This window comes from Burkholderia sp. AU4i, from assembly GCF_000466765.1.
Lineage (GTDB): Bacteria > Pseudomonadota > Gammaproteobacteria > Burkholderiales > Burkholderiaceae > Burkholderia > Burkholderia cepacia.
This window is the reverse complement of sequence record NZ_ASSI01000159.1, coordinates 29,666-51,495: the sequence shown is the minus strand read 5'-3', so window position 1 is coordinate 51,495 and position 21,830 is coordinate 29,666. Positions and strand designations below refer to the sequence as shown.

Annotated in this window: 28 protein-coding genes and 3 pseudogenes; 5 read left to right on the top strand and 26 right to left on the bottom strand. The window is 59.7% G+C overall.

The annotated features are described in order from the left end of the window. Positions 1-6: 6 nt before the first annotated feature. The 22 genes and pseudogenes from L810_RS46040 to L810_RS31670 form a co-directional block, all read right to left on the bottom strand. A complete protein-coding gene (locus L810_RS46040) occupies positions 7-723 on the bottom strand; it encodes a hypothetical protein (RefSeq protein WP_081712931.1) in 717 nt (238 codons plus the stop codon). After that, positions 723-1,031, bottom strand: coding sequence for a hypothetical protein (locus L810_RS49350; protein ID WP_226286494.1), 309 nt, complete (start codon positions 1,029-1,031; stop codon positions 723-725). Before L810_RS49350 ends, L810_RS46040 begins: the two co-directional genes overlap by 1 nt. Then, positions 1,031-4,840, bottom strand: coding sequence for a phage tail protein (locus L810_RS31755; protein ID WP_021162331.1), 3,810 nt, complete (start codon positions 4,838-4,840; stop codon positions 1,031-1,033). Before L810_RS31755 ends, L810_RS49350 begins: the two co-directional genes overlap by 1 nt. Next, on the bottom strand, positions 4,837-5,400 hold the full coding sequence (locus tag L810_RS31750; RefSeq protein WP_042976945.1) for a tail assembly protein: 564 nt from the start codon (positions 5,398-5,400) through the stop codon (positions 4,837-4,839). Before L810_RS31750 ends, L810_RS31755 begins: the two co-directional genes overlap by 4 nt. After that, complete coding sequence (locus L810_RS31745) at positions 5,397-6,149, bottom strand: C40 family peptidase (RefSeq protein WP_021162329.1); 753 nt, start codon at positions 6,147-6,149, stop codon at positions 5,397-5,399. Before L810_RS31745 ends, L810_RS31750 begins: the two co-directional genes overlap by 4 nt. Before the next feature lie 49 nt (positions 6,150-6,198). Continuing rightward, a complete protein-coding gene (locus L810_RS31740) occupies positions 6,199-6,882 on the bottom strand; it encodes a phage minor tail protein L (RefSeq protein WP_021162328.1) in 684 nt (227 codons plus the stop codon). A 7-nt stretch (positions 6,883-6,889) separates the two neighbouring features. Further along, positions 6,890-8,251, bottom strand: a complete 1,362-nt coding sequence (locus L810_RS46035) for a tail fiber domain-containing protein (protein WP_021162327.1) — start codon at positions 8,249-8,251, stop codon at positions 6,890-6,892. A gap of 8 nt (positions 8,252-8,259) precedes the next feature. Further along, entirely contained in the window at positions 8,260-8,598 is a 339-nt protein-coding gene (locus L810_RS31730) for a phage tail protein (RefSeq protein ID WP_042976943.1), read from the bottom strand. A gap of 112 nt (positions 8,599-8,710) precedes the next feature. Then, positions 8,711-8,983 (bottom strand): annotated as a pseudogene (locus tag L810_RS31725) (hypothetical protein); the annotation flags it as partial. A gap of 13 nt (positions 8,984-8,996) precedes the next feature. Next, a complete protein-coding gene (locus tag L810_RS31720; protein WP_042976942.1) occupies positions 8,997-9,275 on the bottom strand; it encodes a phage tail assembly protein T in 279 nt (92 codons plus the stop codon). Continuing rightward, positions 9,272-9,739, bottom strand: a complete 468-nt coding sequence (locus L810_RS31715) for a phage tail assembly chaperone (RefSeq protein ID WP_021162322.1) — start codon at positions 9,737-9,739, stop codon at positions 9,272-9,274. Before L810_RS31715 ends, L810_RS31720 begins: the two co-directional genes overlap by 4 nt. A 28-nt stretch (positions 9,740-9,767) precedes the next feature. Then, entirely contained in the window at positions 9,768-10,232 is a 465-nt protein-coding gene (locus L810_RS31710) for a phage tail tube protein (protein ID WP_021162321.1), read from the bottom strand. A 56-nt stretch (positions 10,233-10,288) separates the two neighbouring features. After that, positions 10,289-10,591 (bottom strand): DUF3168 domain-containing protein, encoded by a 303-nt coding sequence (locus L810_RS31705; RefSeq protein WP_021162320.1) that lies wholly within the window; start codon positions 10,589-10,591, stop codon positions 10,289-10,291. After that, positions 10,588-10,944, bottom strand: coding sequence for an HNH endonuclease (locus tag L810_RS46030; protein ID WP_042976939.1), 357 nt, complete (start codon positions 10,942-10,944; stop codon positions 10,588-10,590). The genes L810_RS31705 and L810_RS46030 overlap by 4 nt, the downstream gene beginning before the upstream one ends. Positions 10,945-11,275: 331 nt before the next feature. Further along, positions 11,276-12,706, bottom strand: a complete 1,431-nt coding sequence (locus L810_RS47655) for a hypothetical protein (protein WP_021162319.1) — start codon at positions 12,704-12,706, stop codon at positions 11,276-11,278. Continuing rightward, the gene (locus tag L810_RS49820) at positions 12,703-13,452 is read right to left on the bottom strand and encodes a trypsin-like serine peptidase (protein WP_226212356.1); all 750 of its coding nucleotides are present in this window, start codon (positions 13,450-13,452) and stop codon (positions 12,703-12,705) included. Before L810_RS49820 ends, L810_RS47655 begins: the two co-directional genes overlap by 4 nt. A 370-nt stretch (positions 13,453-13,822) precedes the next feature. Then, entirely contained in the window at positions 13,823-14,248 is a 426-nt protein-coding gene (locus tag L810_RS31695; RefSeq protein WP_021162318.1) for a hypothetical protein, read from the bottom strand. 44 nt (positions 14,249-14,292) lie between these two features. Next, entirely contained in the window at positions 14,293-14,541 is a 249-nt protein-coding gene (locus L810_RS31690; protein ID WP_021162317.1) for a hypothetical protein, read from the bottom strand. Beyond that, positions 14,538-14,846: a hypothetical protein gene (locus L810_RS31685; RefSeq protein WP_373453111.1), complete on the bottom strand. Its 309-nt coding sequence runs from the start codon at positions 14,844-14,846 to the stop codon at positions 14,538-14,540. The genes L810_RS31690 and L810_RS31685 overlap by 4 nt, the downstream gene beginning before the upstream one ends. Before the next feature lie 26 nt (positions 14,847-14,872). Beyond that, positions 14,873-15,316 carry a nuclease domain-containing protein gene (locus L810_RS46025; RefSeq protein ID WP_042976935.1) on the bottom strand — a complete coding sequence of 148 codons (444 nt, stop codon included), beginning with the start codon at positions 15,314-15,316 and terminating at the stop codon, positions 14,873-14,875. Further along, positions 15,313-15,582 (bottom strand): hypothetical protein, encoded by a 270-nt coding sequence (locus L810_RS31675; protein ID WP_021162314.1) that lies wholly within the window; start codon positions 15,580-15,582, stop codon positions 15,313-15,315. The genes L810_RS46025 and L810_RS31675 overlap by 4 nt, the downstream gene beginning before the upstream one ends. Further along, positions 15,579-16,010 (bottom strand): annotated as a pseudogene (locus L810_RS31670) (hypothetical protein); the annotation flags it as partial. The gene L810_RS31675 and the pseudogene L810_RS31670, both read right to left, overlap by 4 nt. Positions 16,011-16,378: 368 nt before the next feature. On the opposite strand from L810_RS31670, the pseudogene L810_RS31660 reads away from it, so the two are divergent. Then, positions 16,379-16,801: pseudogene (locus L810_RS31660) on the top strand (hypothetical protein); the annotation flags it as partial. Positions 16,802-17,005: 204 nt separating this feature from the next. On the opposite strand, the gene L810_RS31655 reads toward L810_RS31660, so the two are convergent. The 3 genes from L810_RS31655 to L810_RS49815 form a co-directional block, all read right to left on the bottom strand. Continuing rightward, positions 17,006-17,305: a hypothetical protein gene (locus tag L810_RS31655; protein ID WP_021162310.1), complete on the bottom strand. Its 300-nt coding sequence runs from the start codon at positions 17,303-17,305 to the stop codon at positions 17,006-17,008. A gap of 333 nt (positions 17,306-17,638) precedes the next feature. Then, positions 17,639-17,866, bottom strand: a complete 228-nt coding sequence (locus L810_RS44190) for a hypothetical protein (RefSeq protein WP_021162309.1) — start codon at positions 17,864-17,866, stop codon at positions 17,639-17,641. Further along, the gene (locus tag L810_RS49815) at positions 17,863-18,063 is read right to left on the bottom strand and encodes a helix-turn-helix domain-containing protein (RefSeq protein ID WP_373453112.1); all 201 of its coding nucleotides are present in this window, start codon (positions 18,061-18,063) and stop codon (positions 17,863-17,865) included. Before L810_RS49815 ends, L810_RS44190 begins: the two co-directional genes overlap by 4 nt. Before the next feature lie 64 nt (positions 18,064-18,127). Between L810_RS49815 and L810_RS31640 the strand changes: the two genes are divergently transcribed. The 3 genes from L810_RS31640 (at position 18,128) to L810_RS31635 (ending at position 20,387) form a co-directional block, all read left to right on the top strand. Then, positions 18,128-18,595: a helix-turn-helix domain-containing protein gene (locus L810_RS31640; protein WP_042976930.1), complete on the top strand. Its 468-nt coding sequence runs from the start codon at positions 18,128-18,130 to the stop codon at positions 18,593-18,595. Between the two features lie 542 nt (positions 18,596-19,137). Next, positions 19,138-19,644, top strand: coding sequence for a hypothetical protein (locus L810_RS46010; protein ID WP_081712930.1), 507 nt, complete (start codon positions 19,138-19,140; stop codon positions 19,642-19,644). Further along, complete coding sequence (locus tag L810_RS31635; RefSeq protein ID WP_042976928.1) at positions 19,632-20,387, top strand: hypothetical protein; 756 nt, start codon at positions 19,632-19,634, stop codon at positions 20,385-20,387. The genes L810_RS46010 and L810_RS31635 overlap by 13 nt, the downstream gene beginning before the upstream one ends. 209 nt (positions 20,388-20,596) lie before the next feature. Here L810_RS31635 and L810_RS46005 read toward each other — a convergent pair whose 3' ends face one another. Beyond that, a complete protein-coding gene (locus L810_RS46005; RefSeq protein WP_042976926.1) occupies positions 20,597-20,935 on the bottom strand; it encodes a hypothetical protein in 339 nt (112 codons plus the stop codon). 510 nt (positions 20,936-21,445) lie between these two features. Between L810_RS46005 and L810_RS31625 the strand changes: the two genes are divergently transcribed. Then, positions 21,446-21,739 (top strand): hypothetical protein, encoded by a 294-nt coding sequence (locus L810_RS31625; protein ID WP_021162307.1) that lies wholly within the window; start codon positions 21,446-21,448, stop codon positions 21,737-21,739. Positions 21,740-21,830: the final 91 nt, after the last annotated feature.

Here is a 21,830-nt window from a genome sequence, read left to right as displayed (position 1 = left end):
GGCCGATCAGACAATCCCAGTTGCATCCAGCACCATGAAGCGCGAATGCCATTGCTCTCGAAACCCTGACCAGTTCGGCTTTCGTCCACCTCCATACATTGTTGTGCCCCACGACACCGTATTTCCGCTCACTCGAATCGAACTTAGTTCGACGCCGGCAGGGTCGTAGCTCCAAGCCTGACGAACCGGGTAAATTCCGGACACGATGACGGGCACGCCGTATGCCCGCGAATCCCAAGGCGCACCCGGCGCTCCAAGTGTGTCCCACCCTGTTCCCGGCAGATACTCGTTGTAAATCACATCGAGCACGCGCAGAAATGGCCTGGACGAATCTGCGATCAGGTCACCCCTCTCGTTGAATACCTGCAGACCAAAATTTCCGGCCGCCGGCGGCACACGATCAAACAGAAAAAAGAAGACAGTGCATGGCCGCTCGGTGATAAACGTCAGCGTGTAGGCGTTGCCGCTTCGGTCTGTACGCCATACTGTGACCCCGACGCCATCGGCCGCATACACGCCATACATAGGTCCAGCAGTCGAGTTGAACGAGAACGACACGTTCGGCAACGTTGTGTAGAACGGCTTACCGGCATCGTTTAGCGCCAGGTGCAGCACCCCGTTCGCCGAATTCGCCGACATCGCCCGCACCATTTGATAGTTCGGAGTTGATCCGTCTATCTGATACACGCCAGTATCAGTAAATGCTTGAAATCCCGCCGGCATCAATACACTCCAAAGACAATCCAACCCGGAACCTTCACGTACGCGTTCGATCCACTGGCATTACCGCTATAGCGCCAGGTCACGCCCGACCTGTCGATAGACAAAACTGGGGACGGCTCCGCGCCAGACACGCGGTAAAAAATCTGATCAGGCATGAATGCCCAAAACGGTTCCCCGCCGGACATATCGGCCGCAACGCCCCCGTCATTGCCACCCGTGTGCACGATCCCCACAACCCGCCCCGCGCGCGAGTGCGCATCCAGAATCGGCCGACCGGCGCCATCGAAAATCTGAAGCCCTGCCGTCATCACCACATCCCCATGCGCACGCGCAGTACGCCGTTGCCGTCATAAACACGCACGCTGCTACCGTCGAGGACCAGTCGATTTCCGCTGCCGTTGGACGCGTTGATCTCGAACCAGCCGCTCTTATCGAGCCGCCAGCCCTGCTTTCCCGCAACATAGTTGTCGGACTGGATATAGCTGCCGATCATCGCGTTCGTGATCCAGCCAGCACCGATGAGCGCCTGACGCAAGAACACCTGCCCGCCCTGCACCACGAACGGCACGATCGACGATCCGCCGTTGTTCGGGTCGACTACCGCGAAGCGCTGCGCCGACACCAACACCTGCGACTCGACAATGCCGCTGTCGTTGTTGATGCCGATGCCGATGCCAGCGATGTACGTGCGACCGTCCGACGTTATCTGCGTCTTGATCTGGTACGACGCCGAAACGCGCCCATTCAGATCCGCGTATGACTGCGCAACCGTCTGGACTGCCGCGGCGCTCTCGTTGGCCTGCGCGCGTATCGTCGTGATCTGCTCGGCCTGCGCGCTGATCGCATCCACACGCGCTTTCGACTCCGTACGAATGTCCGCACGCAACGACGCCTGCCCTACCTGCATCTGCGCGGAAACAGTGTCGAGCCGCTGACCCAGCGCCATATCGGCCTCGGCACGCGCCGATTGCTCCGAATAGACGCCGGCCATTACCTGCGTCGATCCGGCCGCCTGGCCGCTGTCACCTGCCATCGGAACATTGATCTGTGCCGACACGGAGTCAATGCGGCTGGCCAGTGCGGAGTCCGCCTTTTGGCGAACCTGCTGCTCGGTGATAATGTCCGCCTTGTTCTCCCCAACAGCGACACTTACAGCGTCGATTCGCTTCCCGAGCGCGCCGTCGCCATCCTGACGCGCTTGTACTTCCGATTGAATCGACGTCGTTGCTTCGCCAACCTTCACGACGACTGTGTCGACGCGCTTGCCAAGAGCACCGTCCGCATCGATACGCGCAGCTTCCTCTCGCTTCACTGCGGCCGCCGCGTCTCCGACGCTCGCCGTCACCGTATCGATCCGCTGCCCGAGCGAACTATCGGCCGACTGCCGCGCCTGCTGCTCGGACGCCACAGCCGCACCACGCTGGCGCGCTTCTTCGGCCACCGCGTCGGCTCGATCCTTCGCCTCTTTCGTGATCGCATCAGTGCGATCCTTCACCTCCTTCGCGATCGCTGTTGCGTTATCCGTAACGCCCTGCTGAATCCCGGGAATCGCGTCGATCGGCTTTTTCAGGTCCTCGCCGAGTGCCGAGTGCGAGATCTGGCCAGCAAAATATTTCTCGTACTCGCTTTGGTTCGTCGACGGCTGACCCTGCACACCAGAACCATTCGCCGGAAACCACGGGCCGATATTCCCAGTCGTGTCGACGAGCCGCGCCCAGAAATAGAACACCTGGCCGACCGCGAGCCCCTGCATGGACGTCGACGCTTGCGGGAACGCGTAATCCGACAGCTTGATCGCGTCGGCACGGTTCGGCGTGCGGCTGTACCAGAGTTCCGTGCGTTGCGTGTCGCCGGCAGTACCATCGCCGGGAAACGCCCAGTCGAGGTTGATGCCGTAGACCACGCCCGCCGCTTTGAGCGACACGACCGCCGGCGGAAGGCTCGTCTTTCCCTTCAGTTGCGTTTCCACACTGGTGGCCGGAAGCGACGTGACGTTCATCACGTTTTGCGCACGCACGCGCGCAACGTACCGCCCCTGATAAATCCCGGGCACCTCGACTTGCAGCCCGCCAGTACGCGGCACGCTCACCCACTCGCCGTTATCCTTCCGCCACTCCGGCAGGTATGTCACAGCGTTATTCGCGGCATCCCACGCGATGACCATCGTCGTTTTCGAAATGCCCTGGTCGACCGCCGAATACGTGGTAATCCCAACGTTGGCCGGCGGCGCCTGCACAGACGGCGGCACGACCGTCACCGGCCGCTGCTGAATCTGTGCGCCGTCGTCGATTGCCGCGTACTTCCCCGGCTCGTGCATCGTCGCCGTGATCGTGTACTCGATGCGTCCGTCGTCGTCGCCTTCCTGAACGCTCACGACGCGATAGAGCTGCGCCGCGACCTCCGCGTTTTCCAGCATCCACACCGCACCGGGCACGGGATCCGCGTCGAAGCGATCGGCCAGCGTGAGCACGTCGCCGTTGACGGACTTCACGGCACGGTACTGCGCGACACCTGTCGGCAGAATCGCCGTGAAGCGATCGCCTGGCGCCACGGTAGGCGCCTTGTCGAGCGTGACGACGTTGCCGGCCGCCGCTCGAATGCGCCCGCCGATGCGTCGGCCAGCCTTTCGCGGATCGGCGATCGCGATCACCTGCCCCGGGCCGACCAGCACGCCATCCATCCCGACCTTGAACGACACCGTGCCCGACTCGTAGCGCGACGTCAGGAGAAGCCACCTACCGAGCCGGTGCGCTTGCGCCTGTGACGTGCAACCGAACGCCGTTACCTGCGTCTTGATGACGCCGTACCGCGCGATGCCGTCGTCGTCCGGCACATACTCGACCGCCTGTTTGTACTGGTTCGACGGATCGTTGTAGCTCACAAGCGCGACCGTGTATCGCGTCTTGCGCTCGCTACCCACGTACCGGAACGCACCGTCGATCACGTTCGCCGCGGTGTACACGTAGACCGGATCGGACGGCATGTCCGCAGACGCGACCACCGCGCCCGGCCCCCAGTACGAAATGCCACGGAACACGCTGGCGATATCCTGCAGAACCTTGTACGCGTCGGCCGCCGACTGGATCACGCAATTGCACGTGAAGCGCGGCTCGACTCCGCCCCGCCCATCCGACACCATGACGTCGCAATAGCGCGCGATCTCGTACAGCCCCCACTTATCGATCATCGACGCGTCGACCGTCTTGCCAAGCCCGTAGCGATCGTTCAGCAGCAGGTCGTAGAAAATCCACGCTGGGTTGTTCGTCCACGCCGGTTTGAACGTCCCGTTCCATGCCCCCGAATACGTGCGCGTCTCGGGATCGTAGTTCGACGGCACCCGAACGATCAGGCCGCGAATGTGGTACGACCGCACCGGCACCTGCGAGAACGATCGCGCGTCGAACGTCATGCCGACGAGCGCCGTCATCGGATACCGCAGCTTGCGGTCGATCACCTCAGTGATCGCTTCGATATTCACCGTGTCCGCGATCAGCGAACTGTGTGCGTTCGGCGTGATGCGGCGCACGCGGACCAACCAGCCGGTTGTCGCACGCGGCAACTCGATCCGGTGCGAGCGCTCGTAAAGCGACGTCGTTTTGCCATCGAATGCCGACGACAGCACCTGTGCGTACGAGCCTCCGTCGACCGACAGATCGATCGCATACTCCACGCGATAGCCGAACACGCCGGTCGCCGGATCGCTCTTTTGCAGCGCCGGCACGCCGAAGCGAACACGGACTGCCGACAGCTGCGTGTTTTGCACCTGGCGCACCCACGGTGCATCGGAAGTCAGCGGCACGCCTACGGCCGATTCGCGCTCGACCGCCGGAAAGCCCGGCATGAATTCCTGGTCGAGCGTGCCCGTGCGAACGTCGACGCTGTAATTCTGGAAGTTGACCGACCCGTCGGAATTCTGGATCGGCGTGCCGTCAAGGAACACCGACTGCATGCCTCTCACCAGACCGACGATCGGGCCTTCGGAAATGATGTCCAGCACCTTCGCGCGCGCGATCGAGTGCAGATTGTCCGGAGATTCACCGCCGCCACTACCGCCGCCACCGCCTCCCTTCGCCCCGCCGATGCGCTTCAGCCCCGATTCCGCATAGACCTTTTTCACACCTGATCCTCTGTGTAGATGCCAGAACTACCGACTTTCGAACCGACGACCATCTCGCCATAGACGGGTGGCACCGGCTCGCCTTCAGCGGCGCTATTCACTGCTCCGTTGAAGTAGTACGACGTGCCGTTGTCGGCAGCACCGGCGAGCCCGGCCTGCTGCGGGCTCAGCATCTGCGTGATGCCACCGAGCGCCATTGACACGCCCAGGCCGATCAGCGTCGGCTGACTGAACACGAAGCCAGCCACGGCCAGCGCCGCACCGAGAATCGTCTGGAACAGACCACCGCTCTTGCTGCCAATGATCACCGGCGCAATCCGGATCGCTTCGCCGCCGACCGGCGCCCCCAGATCGTCTTCGCTCAGGTTTCGGCGGCCGTTGAACACCGCAAACGTCAACCCGTTGTCGCGCGCGTCGAGCAGGAACTTCTGGAAGCCCGGGATCAGCACCGAAAGCGCGCGCACCGCCTCCGCGGTCGACGAGACGGCCAGGCGATGCACCCGACCGAACCGCGCGCCCGCGATCCCGTATAGCCTCACCTCGCGCAGCTTTTCCATCACTTCGCGCCCCCGATGTGCCTCAACACCGTCGTACAGCTGTCGCGCCACATCGAGCCCCACACCGCGCGGCACGACAGTCGCCCGTGCACGTGATGCCCGAACATACCGTCGCCGAGATACACGCCCGCATGATTCGGCACGCCGTTCTTGCTTCGGATCTGCATCAGCAGTACGTCACCCGGCTCGAGCTGTACGTCGACCCCGACGTCGAGAAAGCCGGCATCCTGGTAGTGCGCGATATACAGATTGGAGCGACCGTCGTCCCACCAACCATCTTCACGCTCGAAATCCGGCAGTACGACGCCACGCTCGGCGAGGTACCAATCGCGCACCAGCGAATAGCAGTCCAGCACGCCGTGCAGGAACTCCCGGCCATAGAGCGGCGCAACGTATCCGCTCGGGCCGAACTCGCACCAGTCGTCGACACCGATCGCGCCGTCGGCCTGCACGCCAAGCGAGACGATCACCCACAGCGGGATGCCGGATCGCTCGCATACTGTGCGGTCCGCCATGCTCGGCTGTGCCCGTCCGTTCGGATGTGAGTGCACGAACGCGAGGATTTCGCCCATGTCCTCCGCATCCGCGTAATCTTCGGCCGCGAGCCCGAATTGCTCAGTGGGCACGGCCGCGACGTTGCGGCCGGGCACGTACACGTCGCCGGCCGCCGTGCCGACGATGAGCCCGCAGCACTCGCGCGGGTACTCGGCGAGCGCGTGCTCCGCGATCGCCTGCTTGATTCGTTCGTCCATAAAAAAACCCGCCGGGTGGCGGGTCCATGAAGAGAGGTTGATCGAAGGTCTACGCGAGGGTGTCGCACAAAAATCCGCCGTACGGCAGCGGGTTGTTCACGCCGTACCGGCATTCGCATCCGCTGACTTTCTGGCTGCAGCGGTCGAGCGCCGGATCGCTCACCGGCCTGTCGTTCTTGTCGAAGAACGCCACGCCGGCATATCCGCATACGGGCCCGCGATAGCGCCACTGGCACATGCCGACAATCTGTCGCGCCGGCACCTGCTGCCCACCGAAATCGAGCGGCGACGACAGCGTGAATTCCACCTGCACGCCGGGCTGCTCGTCGCTTTTCTGCTCGATACGCCACTGCTCGGGCGGCCATTGCTCATTCGGGTCTGCTGTCGGGTTGCCGTTCGGGAAATTCAACGCGTCGAGGTACTTCGTCAGCGTGCGCCGGCGGATCACCTTCGCGCCGACTAGATCATCGAGCGCGACACACAGTGCGGTGATCGTGCCGTTGATATCGCCTACCGTCAGAGTCGGCGCGGGCTGCCGCGCGTCCGATGTCCGCTCGAAGCCGGCCGCCTGGATCGGCCACGGTTTGTATTCCAGGCCCTGCCATACGATCGACGTCGACTGCAGATGCCCGTGGAAGCGCAACGCGTCTCCGCCAATCTCCGTGCAGTTGACCTCGAACAGCTCGATACGATGCCCCGGTTCCAGCTGCTGAATATCGGAATTGATCCCCATATGCGAATCACCCCTCAAGCGCCGACACTCGCGCCTCCAGTTCGATGAATGCCTGAAGCAATGGTCCGATCAGTGCCGAATAGTTGACCGCGAGCATAGGCCGGCCTCCTTCCGTAACCATCACACCGGATTCATCGATATACATGCTCGTTTCGGTGACAGCTTCCGGAAACTCTTTCGCGACCTCCTGCGCGATGACCCCCAACTGCCGCGCGTGAGTTTCGTCCGACTTCATGACGTACGTCACGCCACGTAGCCGCTTGAGCTTCTCCATCGCGTTCTCAATCGTTTCAACCTCGGCCTTGATTGCTACATCCGAGTTGACATTGAATGCTGACGCCGAGACCGGAGCAAACGCGGCAGACGTGTAGGACACCACGTCCAGTGTTCCACTGTTGGCCGAGCATCTCAGGTTGATTGCCCCGTTATTACTTCCGATCCCGATCGAGCCAACGCCGGGATAGCCAGCAATTACCAATGGTGCATTCGACCAGAGTCCGTCGGGCGCACTCGCGTTGATCGTTACTTGCTTTGCATAGTACGTATTCGCACTAAAGGAGGTTGCGGCCGTGAAGCGTTTGATACCCGAAACCGTTTGCTCGCCGTCCAGCGTCATCGGATTCTTGAGATTATCGTTGTCCCAAGGAATCAGACCATTCAGCCACCTCGGCCGTTGCGGAAGAATGAGGTAGCCGTTCGGGTCAAATACTGCCCACATCTCTTTTCCGGGTGCACCTGCCTGCAACACAACATTGTATTCACCAGGGTTGTTGTAGACGCGCGTTTGACCGGCCGAAAGACCCTGCGTCATCGTAATGGGGCCGCTCGTGGAAACCCCACCGCCGACAATTGCCCCACCATCGACGGTCAATCCCGCTGTTCGGACGCGGCCAGTCGCCGATACATCGCCGCTAATATTCAGCCCGTTCCCTACCGTCAGATGCCCGCCAACTGTCTCGTCCCACATTAGCCGGCCGCGCTCGGCGACATGCCACCATGCCGTGCCGTCACCTACGTATTTCGCCCAATCGCCCGTATTGAGATAGGTGATTTGTGTGCCATCACTTCCTTGCAAACCGACGCGTACAGGCGGCCCGACGTTATACAAATGAATGCACCCATTCACGGGAACGGATGAAGCCAGCGGGAGGGTCACGACCTTTCCCGGCCCTGGCATCGCCAATCCAAAGCGAAAGCCCGCATGGGACGGTAGGAGAGTCGCGGTATCAGCTAGATACGAATACTCCAGCGGAACACGAGCTGCAATTGCGTCAACGTTCGCATTAAACCGCATGTTTGCGGTACGTTGATCGTCGCCACCGGCACCGCTCGGCGCCACGCCGAGATTTGCTTTTTGAAGTACTGACATATTTCCCTCTATGGCGCGAATGTCTGTTCAAACTGCGCCGTGATCGTGTACACATTGCCGTTTTTTACCGGCTCCGTGTACTTCTCACACACGAATAGCCCCTGCGGCCTAAGCGGCGGTGTCCAGAAAAATGACACCGCGCCGGCATGCTTATCGAGGAACTCGAGGATTGCCGAGATCTTCTCGGCCTTCCCCACGAATCGAAGGTTGTACGGCGTCTGTCGGTTGTTTAGGCCGTCGGTCGAGCGCTGCGTGTACCCATCGCCGAAACCAGCCTTTCGCACACGCAGCGTCGTATCGCCACCGAACCCCTCAACCGTCGGCGACCAGTTAAACGTGTCGGTCATCACCCCATCCCATTCTTCAGTTTCCAGAGCGCGCCACCCTGACGACTTTCGACCGCGATCAGCCCTTGCACCATCTGCGTGAGCTTCTTCACGAACTCGGCGCTCGCCATCATTCGTCGGCATACTCGATCAGTTGGTGCACGCCGAACGCTGCAGCAGCAGCCTGCGCGTATGCCGTGAGCGAGCCGCGAGCGGCCTCGATCGCGCGCACCGTCACCTGCACACTCGACGCGTTGGACGCGAACACCGCGTCAGCAGCCCGCCCTCCGTCGCGGACCGCGTTGAAGTAGCCGCTGGCGGTCGACGCCAGACCGCGCATCTTCCGATCGTGCTCGGTCGTGTTCGCGGTGACGCTGACGATCAGCTCGCGGAGAATCGTTCCCATATTTCCTATCCGCCTACTTTACCAACCTCATTAGGCCTGCGAAGAAAGGATCGTCGGCAACCTCCTGAACCTCGGGCGATTCGCCCGACCAGTTCGGCATCATGTCGGCCACCTTCACCTTCGCACCCTGCGCCTGAAACACCGCCGACGCGACCATCGCGGCATGAAGGTCGTAACGATCATCGGCGATCGGCGACTCGGCATCGAACGCCTGCCACAAGGCGAACTCCGCGGTCGACATGTCCGCGCGCAGCTCGGCAAGCGTCCTGCCGAGCCGCAGCGCCAGCGTCAGTTCAAGTCGGAGATCGGGGTTTCGGCGGAGGCTTTTTTTGCATCTTCCTCCGCGTCAGCCTTCATGTTGCCGAGCACGAGCGCCGTACTGACGATGCGCTCGTGCGCGGCACCAAATGCCGACGCGACCTCGCGCGCGTCACTGTCATCGAATTCACGGCGCCACCCAGCCGACGTCTCGACATAGAGCACGCGAACGAACAGACGCGCCGAGGCGAGCACATGCTCGTCCGGGCGGACCGCCGCGTACTTGGCCCGGGCTGCTTCTTCGTCGTCGCCCGGCTCGACGCCGGCAGCAATGCGAAGCGGCTCGAGCCAGAATGCGCGGTCTTCGAGCAGCGGTTCGCGCACCGCGACCGTCACGTCGCCCCATTCCGGCATCGGGACCAGCTCATGCCGCCAGCCGGCGAGCGGGTTGAGAATCGCGGCGCGCAGCGCGCCGGCGACCGTCGGAGTTTTTGTCATCACTTTTTCCTCACGTTTTTCAGATCGCTTAACCCGCCGGCGCGGCCGGCGGCGGCACTTCCTTCGGCGAGCCGCTGACACGGACGCTGTAGGTCGACGTCACAATGCCGTCGACGCCAGCCGACCAGGTGTACTGGCGCACCATGCCGACGAACAAGAATTGCGACTTGTCGCGGAACGTCACACGGAACACATACTTGTCACCCGTGCCGCGCGCGCCGCGAAGAATCAGCTGGCCAGCATCGTCCGACGAATAGTTGCCATCCACCGAAAACTCGCCCGGGTCCGGCAAGCCGAGCTCGGATTCCTTTTCATCGCTGGCGAGCGTCGTCGCGTCGATCTCCGACGACTGCCCGCCTTGCCAGTTGATCGTCTTGCTCGTCGTGTTGAGATCGACGAAAACGAGCTTGTCGTCGTCGAGGTTCGCCGACGACGTTTTCGAGATCTCGACCTTCGTACCTTGCGCCTTGATGCGCTTGCTCTTCTCGGCCATAAGCCCCTCAAAATGAAAAAAGCCCGCACTCGCGGGCCAAACAGAAATTGAATCGATCAGAACTGCACGGATATTTCGAGGCTCACCCGGAAATCTCCGGTATCGCTCGAAAAGTCGTCGGGCAACTCACTGATGCCACCAACGGCGAACTTCCCGCTCGACGACGCCCTGTCGATCACCTGATCGGCGATCGCATCGGCCTCCGTATAGGTGCTCGCGTACACGTCGATCTGATACATGCCCGACTTGCCGCCGGTCGCTCCGCCCAGTGCCATATCGCGCCCACCACTGACGCGCGACACGACGTAGTACGGCGATTGCGCCTTCGACCCGGCTACCGTGACATAGCCCCTCGTCATCGCAACCGCTCGCGCGCCGTCTTCGTCGCGTGACAGTCACGGCAGATCGCTTGCAGGTTCTCGTCGCGGTCGGTGCCTCCCCGTGCCTTCGAAATGACATGGTCAACCGCAGTGGCGCGCGTCAGGCGCCCTGCTTGCAAACAGGGCTGACATAGGCCGCTGTCGCGGCGTAGAATCCGCAACCTGATCCGCTCCCACGCGCTTCCGTATCCGCGCGCATGGCGATTGCCTCGAACGGCGTCGGGCTTCCACTTGACGGCCTCATGCGCGTGTCGATCGCAGTGCGTCTTGCCGTCAGCGACTAGCGCACCGCATCCCCGATGCTTACACGGTTTCAGCGGTCGTATCGGCATAGACCCACCTCATGGCGATTTGCGCACGTAAACGAAAAAGCCCGCGCGGCTAACCGGGCGGGCTTCGTTTTGGGCGCACCTCGCGCCCGACGTCGTCAATATAGCGAAACACAACGAGGTTTACAAGTACCTTGTGCGTATAACTCCGTGCCGGACCAAAGCGACAACGGCAGATGGACCCACTCGGTTCAGCCGTGAACGAAAATCTCGTAGCGTGGTGTGGGTCCGATCTTGGTGTCGGCTTCTCTCGGCGCTCGGTAGTTTGCGAGCCGACGATGCATCGCCCCATTCGCCATTCCACTTTCGCATCGCGAAGCCGGCGTGAGGCGTCTCATTGGAGGTTGGAGCAGTAAGCCGCATTCGTCCCGCCATCGACCGCATCGGTAATCTCAATGAGCTGCCCAAAGGGGGGCGGAACACCCGCTTTCAATGCCGCGTCATTAGCTTTAAATTGTGCGGATCTTGCTGCACTTGACTTTGTAACGCGATCGGATCGCCCGGCGGCATCAGTTGCCTTGGAAGCAGTGCCGCAATACGCAATCACTGCGGCCCACGCCTTGCCCTGAGCGTCAGAGTATGTTGCATTGGCTTCAAGGGTCGACGTTTCTGAGGTGAATTGAGCTTGCCTACGTGAGCTAGTGTCCACCATATTTGTCACGGCTGAATTGAGTTTCGGCTCGACCCCAGTGAACACCGCTGCGATGAATGCGAGACCACCTCGCTCTGGACGTGTCTCGACTACGGTAGCGGTGGCTGTAACGGGCACTGCGGCTGGATCTTTAGCCTGGACGTCTACATTCCCGGAACTGGGTTGTAATATCTGCCCGCCATTTTTTCCACCGCTACCACCACTTCCGGCCCCCCCACCACCAACTACCGCGTCGCTTGCAGGAGCAGCATTGCCGGCGACATGTACCGGCGTACTATCAATGGGCGCGACGTGCCCGCCACTTAGCGTCGAGGACGGTGAGACTCCTGTTGGCTGTTTCGACTGGTTTTCTGCAAGACCGCTGCCGGCCTGATGAAAGCTTAGGAACCAAGGTGACTCATGAACATACCTGGATTGGGAGTCTGGAGCAAACGTGCGTGACTCTCCGATTTGCATGTCGGACAAAACGACGACCCCGCCAGTTGCGTCCGCGCCCGGCCGATTAAACTTCAAAGAAATCGAGAAGTCCCGGTTGCCCCGTTTGTCGCCTCCTATCGAGCGGCCGATCCACGCGAATACTGGAGCGAATGTCATCGCTTTTCCATTCTTGGACGCGACAAGCTGGAGCTCGATGAAATGGTCCATCGAGTAAATATCGGGGGGATCAAGCTTTGCTAGCGTAGCACTCATATCGGCCGCGTTTTGGTCAGTTTGGGTCCACAATACCCGGTCGAGTTCCAATTTTTTCGCTTTGCTGCCATGTGCCGAGAACGTGCCGCGGATCACTACAATGCATTTCGGTATTTGACCTGGAAGAACCTGAAAGTTGGCGGTCGACGTACTGGGCGGAAGTGCCCCGCCTTTCGCCGCATCGGAAAGCGCGGTACCGAAATTCTCGAGAAGCTTGGAAGCAGCTCCGGTTACAAAAGCAGCGACAAGGGGAGCAAGTTCCTGTCCTCTTGGGGTATGCATGCAGTTTGATCCACTCACAATAATTCGGGCTTCTGCAGAGTCGGCGTAAGTTAAAGGTCGAAAACCGGGCATCCCTTCAGCGCATGCGACAAGGAAAGGTAGAATCAAAAGGCACAGAATGTAACGAGAATAGTTTTTCATCGCACTTGGCTCCGAGCGAAGTCAATCAGTGTTGCGATGTCTCCTCGCACTGCTGACGACAGTGCAACGCCACTGTTTCCTAGTTCAAGACCATTTGTTGATTCAGTATGCACGGCCACTGCGGTTGTTGTTCCGGCTGATGCGTAGAACACGGGGGCACCGCTATCGCCAGGGCGCGTATTGATGTAATACGCGAGCGATATTCCAGTCGAACTCACAAGACTCCCGCTGCCCGAGCTATACCGCACGGAGCCATCGTCATATGGCATTGCGTACCCCGAAAGACTTAGCTGCGCACCTTGCTGCGTCGGAGCGTCGCCCATTGCAATCGAGCAGCCACATGAAGACTGCAGTATGAATACAGCAATGTCCAATGTCGCATGTAACGCAAAGGCCGAGATACCAATGGGCGGGACCGCGTTGTTATATCTTGCGTCGTAGGCAATCCACACGCCCACGGCGTCGTACGGCTCACTATCGGAAATGCAGTGCTTAGCGGTAAGAAGCACGTCGGGCTCGATCAAGAACGCTGTACCGACGCTAACAAGTTGGTTTTGACGTACAAAGTTCAATAGGGCGCCACAGCTCCAAGGTGAGCCTTGAGGCGACGAGATGTCTAGCCTCGGCTGTGCACCTGTGAGTAGCGAAAACGTGGCGTCGTTCGATGCTGCGCCGCCGGCCGCCGGTCGCTCCAAAGTGGCCGGCAAAGCCCGCAAGGAAGGTATTGATCCACCGAATTTAGACACGACATTGGACTTTTCCAAGGCGGTCACCTCGAAGGTCGGCTATCGGTTTCCCCGGTTCACTTCACTCACCACCAAACAGAGACGCTGGAGGCAAGCAGGTACAGGTCTTAGTATGACTTAAAGCTATGCGAGCGATTGAAGAATATTTTCATTTGCGAACGATAATTATCTCTGTTTACGAACCAATGACACGGTCTTTATCCCGAAAGCATGTAAGAGCCTCGAAGCGTCTACGGCCGAATCGCTCGCATGTCAAACGTAAGTTTGAAAGCGGCCGTGTGCCAACGGCTACGATTAATGTTGACTTCGTGCGGATCCCGGTCCCTGATGAGGGGGCGGGGGCGGATACGTCAGGCCCGCTCTACTCGATCTATGCCGGATGAGGCTCCTTCAATAGCCCACGCGCTTTCACGCGCGGATACAGCGAATTCTTCGCGGACTGATAATTCGCGTGCACGTCTGACATATTGAACTCCCGGGCATTTCTCCAGACGTTTGCGCCGCACACCTCGTTCATTTCGCCGATTCGCTTTACCTTCATGTGTCGCTGGATTGCGGCGCGCTCCTGCCACGTCAGAGCGTCAACGCACACGTCGACCTGTTCCGCCCGCTTCTTCGCCGCCTTCCGGTCTGCCTCTTCCGCCCGCTCGTCGGCAGTAAGCGTACGCTCGGATTCGGAGAAACCGCGGCACGACGGATCGACGCGCCCATAGCCAAGGCTCGGCACATACCCTGCCTGCCAGTCGTACCATTCGTCAAGCAGCGCTTCCATCTGGTTGCTTTCGTCGATCGTCATGTTGTTCCTGTTTTCGATTTGCTTGAGAGGCGGCTTGTTTGTCGTTACATGACGACCGTGAAATTGATGCCGTAGTGCGTGAGCCAGTCGCCTATCGCATGGCGCATCGTCCGGTTGCGAGGCCACGGAAACGAGATTTGCGTACCGTGCTCCGTCTCGTCGACCTCCCCTGAGAACGGGCATTCGTCGAACGCGATGAGATCTGCGCCGGTCACCCAGTCAAAATGGCGAATCGCCGAGATGAGCAACCTCTCGGGCACGTCGCTGTACAAAATGCATGCGGCTGCGCTCATCCCTCGTCCCTCAGATCCATTACGTGCGCACCGCCGGCAAGGAACTGCCCGAGCACACGCGACTTCTGGTTGTCGATCCAATAGACCTTCGTGCGGAACACACCCGGAGCGACCCAACGAGGGTCACTCTTCGCGATCTGCGCCCGGTACATTTCCGGAATGAACACGTCCGCCTCGACTGCCGCCACCAACTGTCTCTTCACGGTCGGAATGCGCGCCAGCCGAAACACCGTCGCGTCGATCTTTCGTGTGATCTCCGTGACGATCATCGCCCCCATGCCGCGCTTGCGTGGTGTGCTACTCATCCCAGTCGGGATATGAACCCACATCCTCACTGGCAATTTGCTTCTCCCATCTTTCGGGCCCGTACCGGCGCCCATTCCTCGTATGCCCGATCCCAGGCATCGAACTTGATCTGCCTCGGCGTGCCCACGCGGTTCTGGTCGATCCACGCGTGACAAGCGCCACATCCGGGAACCGTGAATTCGTTTTTTGCCTTCAGACCACCAGCCTTGCCGTGTCGCCCTTGGTTCGAATGGCATGGCACCACCGTGTCGTCCATCGGATTCAGTCGGCAGAGACCAGGCACGCGCAGATAGCAGGGCTCGCCGCGGCAAGCTGCGAGATACTTCGAGCCTTCGGCAACCGTCGCCCGCTGAACTCGGCGCTTCATTGCGGCCTTTCGCGGCGCTTGTTCCGGCAGCGGCGAGCTTTTCCGGGACCATGACCCTCGCGACATCGGTTTCGTGCGCGGCTTGAATCCGGATCGCTTCATGCTGCTGCTCGCCCGGCGTCCACCATCGCGCGAATTGCCTTCCCGGCCCACGCAGCCGATTCGGCCAGTCGCTGTTCCCTCTCGATCTGTGCCGCGATTCGCTCTTGAATTTGCCGCGAACGCTTCGAGAAGCGACCTTCGTTGATCCCCTCGTAGGGCTTGCCGGTGTACTTGAGCGGCAGAGCCGTGTGAAACAGGCCGTGCGGAACGCCATGGTCCTCGCCCGGATAGCGGTCCCACACCATCGTTTGGACCTTGATGCTCATGCAGCCTCGTCGATCGACAACTGACGCGGATCGGCCTCTTCCGCGCCCGGCTCACTATCTGCCAGGTTGAGAACCCACCGCAGAGCCTCTGCACGCTCACCAGTGGCGTTCGTCAATTCGGCCGCGATCTGCTTGCGAGTACGCATGCGCGGAGCGGCATCGCCCGTCAGCGCCGCCTTCTGCGCGCGCGAGCGCTCGTGTCCCTCCTTGCCGTCAGCTGCAGCGATGACCGCCCTCACCTTCTCGCGCTGCTGCTCCGGCGCCAGCTTCGCGAGCTTCAGTGCATTCGACACGGTGATCTGGTCCGCTTCGAGCGCATCACGCACCGCAGCCGTGCAATCGAGCAGCTTCAGTTGCTGGCGGACAGTTGGCACCTCGACGCCGAAGTGGATGGCGACGGTTTCTTCCGTATGTCCGACGTCGAGCATGTCGTGCGGCGCAGTCGAGTCCCTCGACGGCTCGGTGCCGTGCGGTCACTGAAATGGCTCGCTTCCATTGCCGCTGCCGGCACTGCGAGACGCGTCGGGTGCTGAAGAAGCGTCCTGACGAGTACGTACGGCAGCCGCAATGCAACGTCTGCGGCCGGCGCGATTTCCGAGTTGATGCGTGGATGCAGAAGCGCAATACGCGCCTGATGGCGTGCACGTGCGCCGGTTACTGGTTCTGGCATCGGCGAGGTTCGCTGTACTGCTGGCACCGCGCGGACGGATCAACCCGATCACCAGGCGATCCCGATTTTGCGGACCGCAATCCGCCGCCCGACGCGTTGGCGGCCTGAATCTCTCCTGGAGGAAACGTGGCAAAAAGCTCCGTTGAAGCATATGGCGCGAAGAGCAAGGTAACTGCGCTCGCGATGGACCCGAATGACCTCGAGCTCGTTGTCGACCCTTCGCACCCGCTGTACGACCGTCGCGTGCATCAAGAGCCGAACCCGAAGACGGTACTGAACTACCGTGCGATCGGTGTGCGCGAGCCGGTGCTGTTCTACAAGGATCCGGAAACCGGCAAGAACTTGGTGATCGATGGACGTGGGCGGGTAATCAACGCTCGCGAGCTGAACCGACAACTGGTCGCCGCGGGCGAACCGCCGATCACGATTCCGGCCATTCCGCAGAAGGTCATCAACGACGGTGGGAAGTCATTCACTGCCGTGATGGTCAGCGCGAATGAGATCCGCCATGAGGACTCGCCGATCAATCGTGCCGAGAAGATGGCGCGCAAGCACTTACGCGGATAAGTCGGATGTTGGTTGGTGTCGCGCACGATGCGCTTCAGCTCGTCGGTCAGAACCGGATACTGCTGTCGCACATCGGCGGTTTGGTTGGTCTGTTTCGCTTCCATAAGTTTTAAATTTTTAGGATTGCTAAGCCCTGACAGAAGCGCTCTCCGTCGAAAACGCTTTTGGCGGGGCCAGTCGCTTACATCAGAATCGGCCGCCGCACTCCCCGAACCCTTCCCGCGCACAATGGCAGTTCACACCCACCTTGCTCATCGTCGACAGCCCGTCCAGGTACTCCCGTGAAACAACGCGCAGTTCCAGTGCATTCAGCCCCACGTCGATCTTGTTGATCGGAACACCGAGATTCCCCGAAAGGAAACGGCTCACCTGCGAATCGTCCCAGCCGAGCGCATCCGCCACCGGCCCGCGGCTGCGCGGATCGCTCAGCGCTTCCCGGAACGCCCGTTCGATGCTCGGCCTCCGGATGATCTCAATCGTGCTCATAGCAACTCAACTCCGTTCAAAACTGATTGAATGACCTTGAAGGTCGAATTTTCTAAACTTCAAGCATCGAATCTCGATGCACATCGGATTAAGGCGAGGGTTCCGGCCCTATCTGTAGAATTGGCAGTTCTCACACATCCATTCCGATACGGGGAACCCTCATGGAAGCATTTCAAGAATCCATTATTGAAGTGACCTACACTGCTGAAGCAGCCGCTAAACACCCCGGGCTCGTCAAACTAGATTTTTCCGACTACCTGGTAACTGCCGTCCCAACTATTGGCGACAATGTTTCGTTTGTCGTCGACGGCATCAATGCGGACCTTGTCGTCCTCAAGCGTCGCTTCGTTTTCGAGCCTGGACGAACGACGGCCCAATTGCACCTTGGTCTCGGTCAGTGGTAATTCGCCAATAGATCGAGTCAAAGCGGGAACGCAAGGCCATGTCGCCGTCCGCGCGCATCACGGCCTCACGCTCAACTCGCTCGACCATCCGGCGCTCGATATCCTCGAGCGCCGGCCCGATCAACCAGAGAACCAGACGTGCGTACAGGCGCTTCATGCGGTCTCCTTTTGCTGAGCAAGCTCGCTCCACCACCCCTGGATCGCTACGAACGTGCTGCTCTTGCAGTCTGATTTCCCTCGTAGGATTCGATTGACTGTCGGCTGGGAAATCTTAAGGCGACGCGCGAGTGCGACTTCGCTCAAACCACGTTTGGTCTTGATGTCGCTGAGAAGCGCCGAAGCGGTAGTTGGCATGTCCATCCGGGCATTCTATACGCGAATGACTACTTGTCAATGCGCGATTGAGTGGATTGTTGATATGGCCTATTCATTGACGCATAGTCTCGCCATGAAAAACGTCGGCGATCGATTGAGGGAACTGCTTCTTGCTCACCCCAACTATGGGGAGCGCGGGCAGAGCAAGCTTTCACGCGACACTGGGGTTCCGCAGCCCACTATCAGCCGGATCCTCCGCGGCGGGTCGGTTCCAGAGTTGGAGACTTTGGCGGCCCTTGCAATTCCGTTCGGCGTCACCTGCGAGTGGCTTCTAACTGAACGTGGCCCAAAGTTTGTTGCCGAGCTATACGCATCGCAGCCTCATGAGCGTGTGGCCGAGACTGCCCGCACTCTTCCGCCAATCGCGCAGAAACTGATTTCGGAAATCAAGCGGGCCAGCGAGGCAGGCGTTTCTGAAGATGCATTTGCTGCAGTCATGACATTGCTTAAGTTGATACCGGCGCAGCAGAGCTCCGCTGACGACGGCGATCTTCCTCACCTACAGCCGTAAAATCCCCGTGCTCACCTAGCCCATCGGTCCTGATGGGCTCAAGCGCTGAGTCGTAGGCAAGTGCACAATTGCCAGCGGCTATTCGCTTTCTATTTTTCGTTAACGTCAGCCCTGGCTCCCCAAGCAGCGTCACAACCCATTCGGTCCTCGAATGGGCTGCCTCGATCAGCACGATCCGGCCAACTAGGGCCGGATTCCATGCCTCTTTCACCTTTGCCAAATCCCCCGGTCTGCACCGCAGCCCGCTCGCGCTTGTCTCTCGATCCACCCTCACCCTCGCTTACCTGCCCGCAATACTGTATGCATGTACAGTAGTTTAGCCTCTGACACGGGAACCTTTCAACTGATGTCAGCAGACACTTCATTTGAAAGCATGGCGCCGCGCCCCCGTATATAATCCCCTCGCAGGGCCGCTGGAAGGCTTGATTCGAAAAATGGCCACCGGGCCAAGAGAGACCATAAATTATGAAAATACGTGGCTTGTTCGCTGAGCAGCGCCGGGGGAACACATCAATTCGCGCGACCGCGCTTGATTCGCGGCCATGAAGTCACGCGATTTAGCTGCGCATAAGGCAGCGCGCAAAGCACTGTCTGAGTTGCCGAATTTCTCGCCGATGAAGCGTGGCAAGCTACCCAAACCGTTCGCAAAAATGGGGGGAAGCCGACTCTTCACAACCAAGCTTGTGCCGGTATCTCGCGACCATCATGTGCTCTTCTACTGGAAGACGGGTGAAATCCTGACAGATACCGCGTTCTACGGGTACCTCATGTGTGTGCTCGCGAATGGGGCGCTCAGTGTGCTGTTCGAGTTCCATTGGCACCCTAGCCACAAAGGCATACACTGCAAATTGCCCTGTGGCACTGATCTCGACTACACGAATCGTCTGCTTGTACGCGCCCCAGAACTGGCACTGAGTGGCGACACAACACTAGATCCGCGGGAGGAGGCAGATCGACAGAGGTTGATTGCAATTTTTTGTTCGGCCTGCGGCATATCGCTGGGAACTGCCGATTCAACCTCGCCTCAACTCGACCTATGGAACTCGTGACCGAAAATCTCAAGCGAGCGATCTGTTCCCTTTTCGAAGTCCATCAAGACGAGAAGGGAATTCAACGCATCGTGACGCCGCTCGAGTACCCAGGATCGGGCGACAAGGTAGTTGTACGCGTGCGTCCCGTCGGGAGCGATACGTACCAAGTCGATGAAAATGGGGACTCATCACTCTATGCCAGCATGGCGGATGGGGATCTCGAATCCGACGTTGTCAGTCGCTGGATTGATGACCTACCTGCCTTTTCGGGCGTCACGCTAAATCAGGATGAGGTGCTGCTCGCAACGTGCAACGATCTCAGCCTGCTCGCCGCCACGATCTTTCGGGTAGCTGCTGCAGCGCAACAACTCTATGCGCTAGCTACAAGCCGTGCGACACGACAGTCCAGTGACTTTAAGCTGCGACTTTCACAGGCTATTGAGGAAATTTCGACCGAACTCGGATTGACACACCGTCCCGATGTTGAGTTGCCGCATACGGGAGGGATGATTGCCGATCATGTGATCGATACCCCCGAACCACTCATCGTGGTTGCGGCCAACAGTGCTGCACGATTGCTTGAGGCTGAAGTGATCCACATGCAGTATCGAATGCAAAAGATTCCTGGATTCGTTTTGGCGGTCGTCGAAAATCAGAAGGTAGTAGGCAAGAAGCAGTTCGAGCGCGCCAACTATTTCACTGGAAAAACGGTGACATTCGACGATAACGATCTTAAGTCTCTAGTTGCTGGCCTAAACTAAGAACGCGCAGGATTAGTCGGACTAGGTTTTTCATTTCCGGGAACAGTTGCAACTGAAGGCTGGCGAGGAGTACGGCCGCCACCTACCCTCGCCGCAACCTCCTCCAGACATGGATTCAGCCCGCGCGATGCGGGCTATTTTTCTCCAGCCGTTGTCAGCGGTTCGGAGATCACAACTACGTCATAAGACGTATGACTCGGCCCGACGCCTTAGCCTCGAGCCTCGCGGATGCCCGATTCGACAATGCCGCCCCCATTAACCCGGCAAGCAACCTCGTATTTCAATTCGAGACCAAATCCGTTTTTCGCGGTGAACGTTGTCGACGCTATCACGCTACCGTCCGGTTGCTCGGCGATTCGCGTGTCCACAATCGAAAAATCGACTGTACTCGGATGATTGGCCTGGGACCGAGCATAATCCTTACACAACTCAATGGCTCGATAATCCCGCTCCCGCAGTGCTCGCCTTAGTTGCTCGCCTTCCTTGTCGCTACATCCAACGAGCATCATCCCCGCGATGGCGGCTACTGCGACCCCGTATCTGTTCATCTTCTGGTCTCTCTAGTGCACCTGACTTACTTCGGCGCCAGGATTCGCCGGGGCCACATTCCCTACTGGCATGTAGGCACGGCGTAAGCATGCAGTCGCTTATCCGGCCCCACAAATATTCATTCATTCGCGATTAGATTTTTCTTGCCATATCCATTCGTTCGCGTATAGTTCAACCCAGCACAGCACGGACCGCTGCGCCACCGCCCCTGGCGGATCGCTCCTTAACCTGACTGCTGGGATAAAAGTTGCCCGGGCCTCTGGCCCCGTCGCATACATGCCCCGATCGCCCCGCCGCATGACAGTTGCTCGAAGTGCGGGAAATTCAGCTTTCAAGAGCGCGCATTCGGCTCGCGGATCCTCCGCATCCACCAACCCAGCGCAGCAGCACCCGGCCGAGTGCTCGCCCCTGAGAGTTTCGACAGCGTTGATCGGACGACATTGGAGATCAGTGTCGCTCGTTGAGCGTTGTTGTCATTTCGGATTTCTAATCATATTGGAGAGGCACATATGACCACCGTCACCAAGGAACAGATCTATGACGAGCAGATCTCGCCGCTCATGACCCAGATCATCGCCATCTGCAAGGAGCACAAGATCCCGATCGTTGCGTCGTTCTTTACTCCCAGCGACGACGATCCCGAGCTCGCAGTCACGACCGCACTGCTCGGCAACGGCTTCGAGGCTCCGAAGAACTTCAGCAACGCGTTGCGCGAACTTCGCCCTGAGCTTTTCGGCGGAACACCGTTGATGCTTCGCACTGAGCATAGCGACGGCAGCGCAACGCTGACCGCTATCCTCTGATACCGGTTACACCAAGCCAAAACAACAAAGCGAGATGACCATGAATCGAGATTGGATTCCGCTGTGCGTGATCGCCGGCTTCTATCTGCTT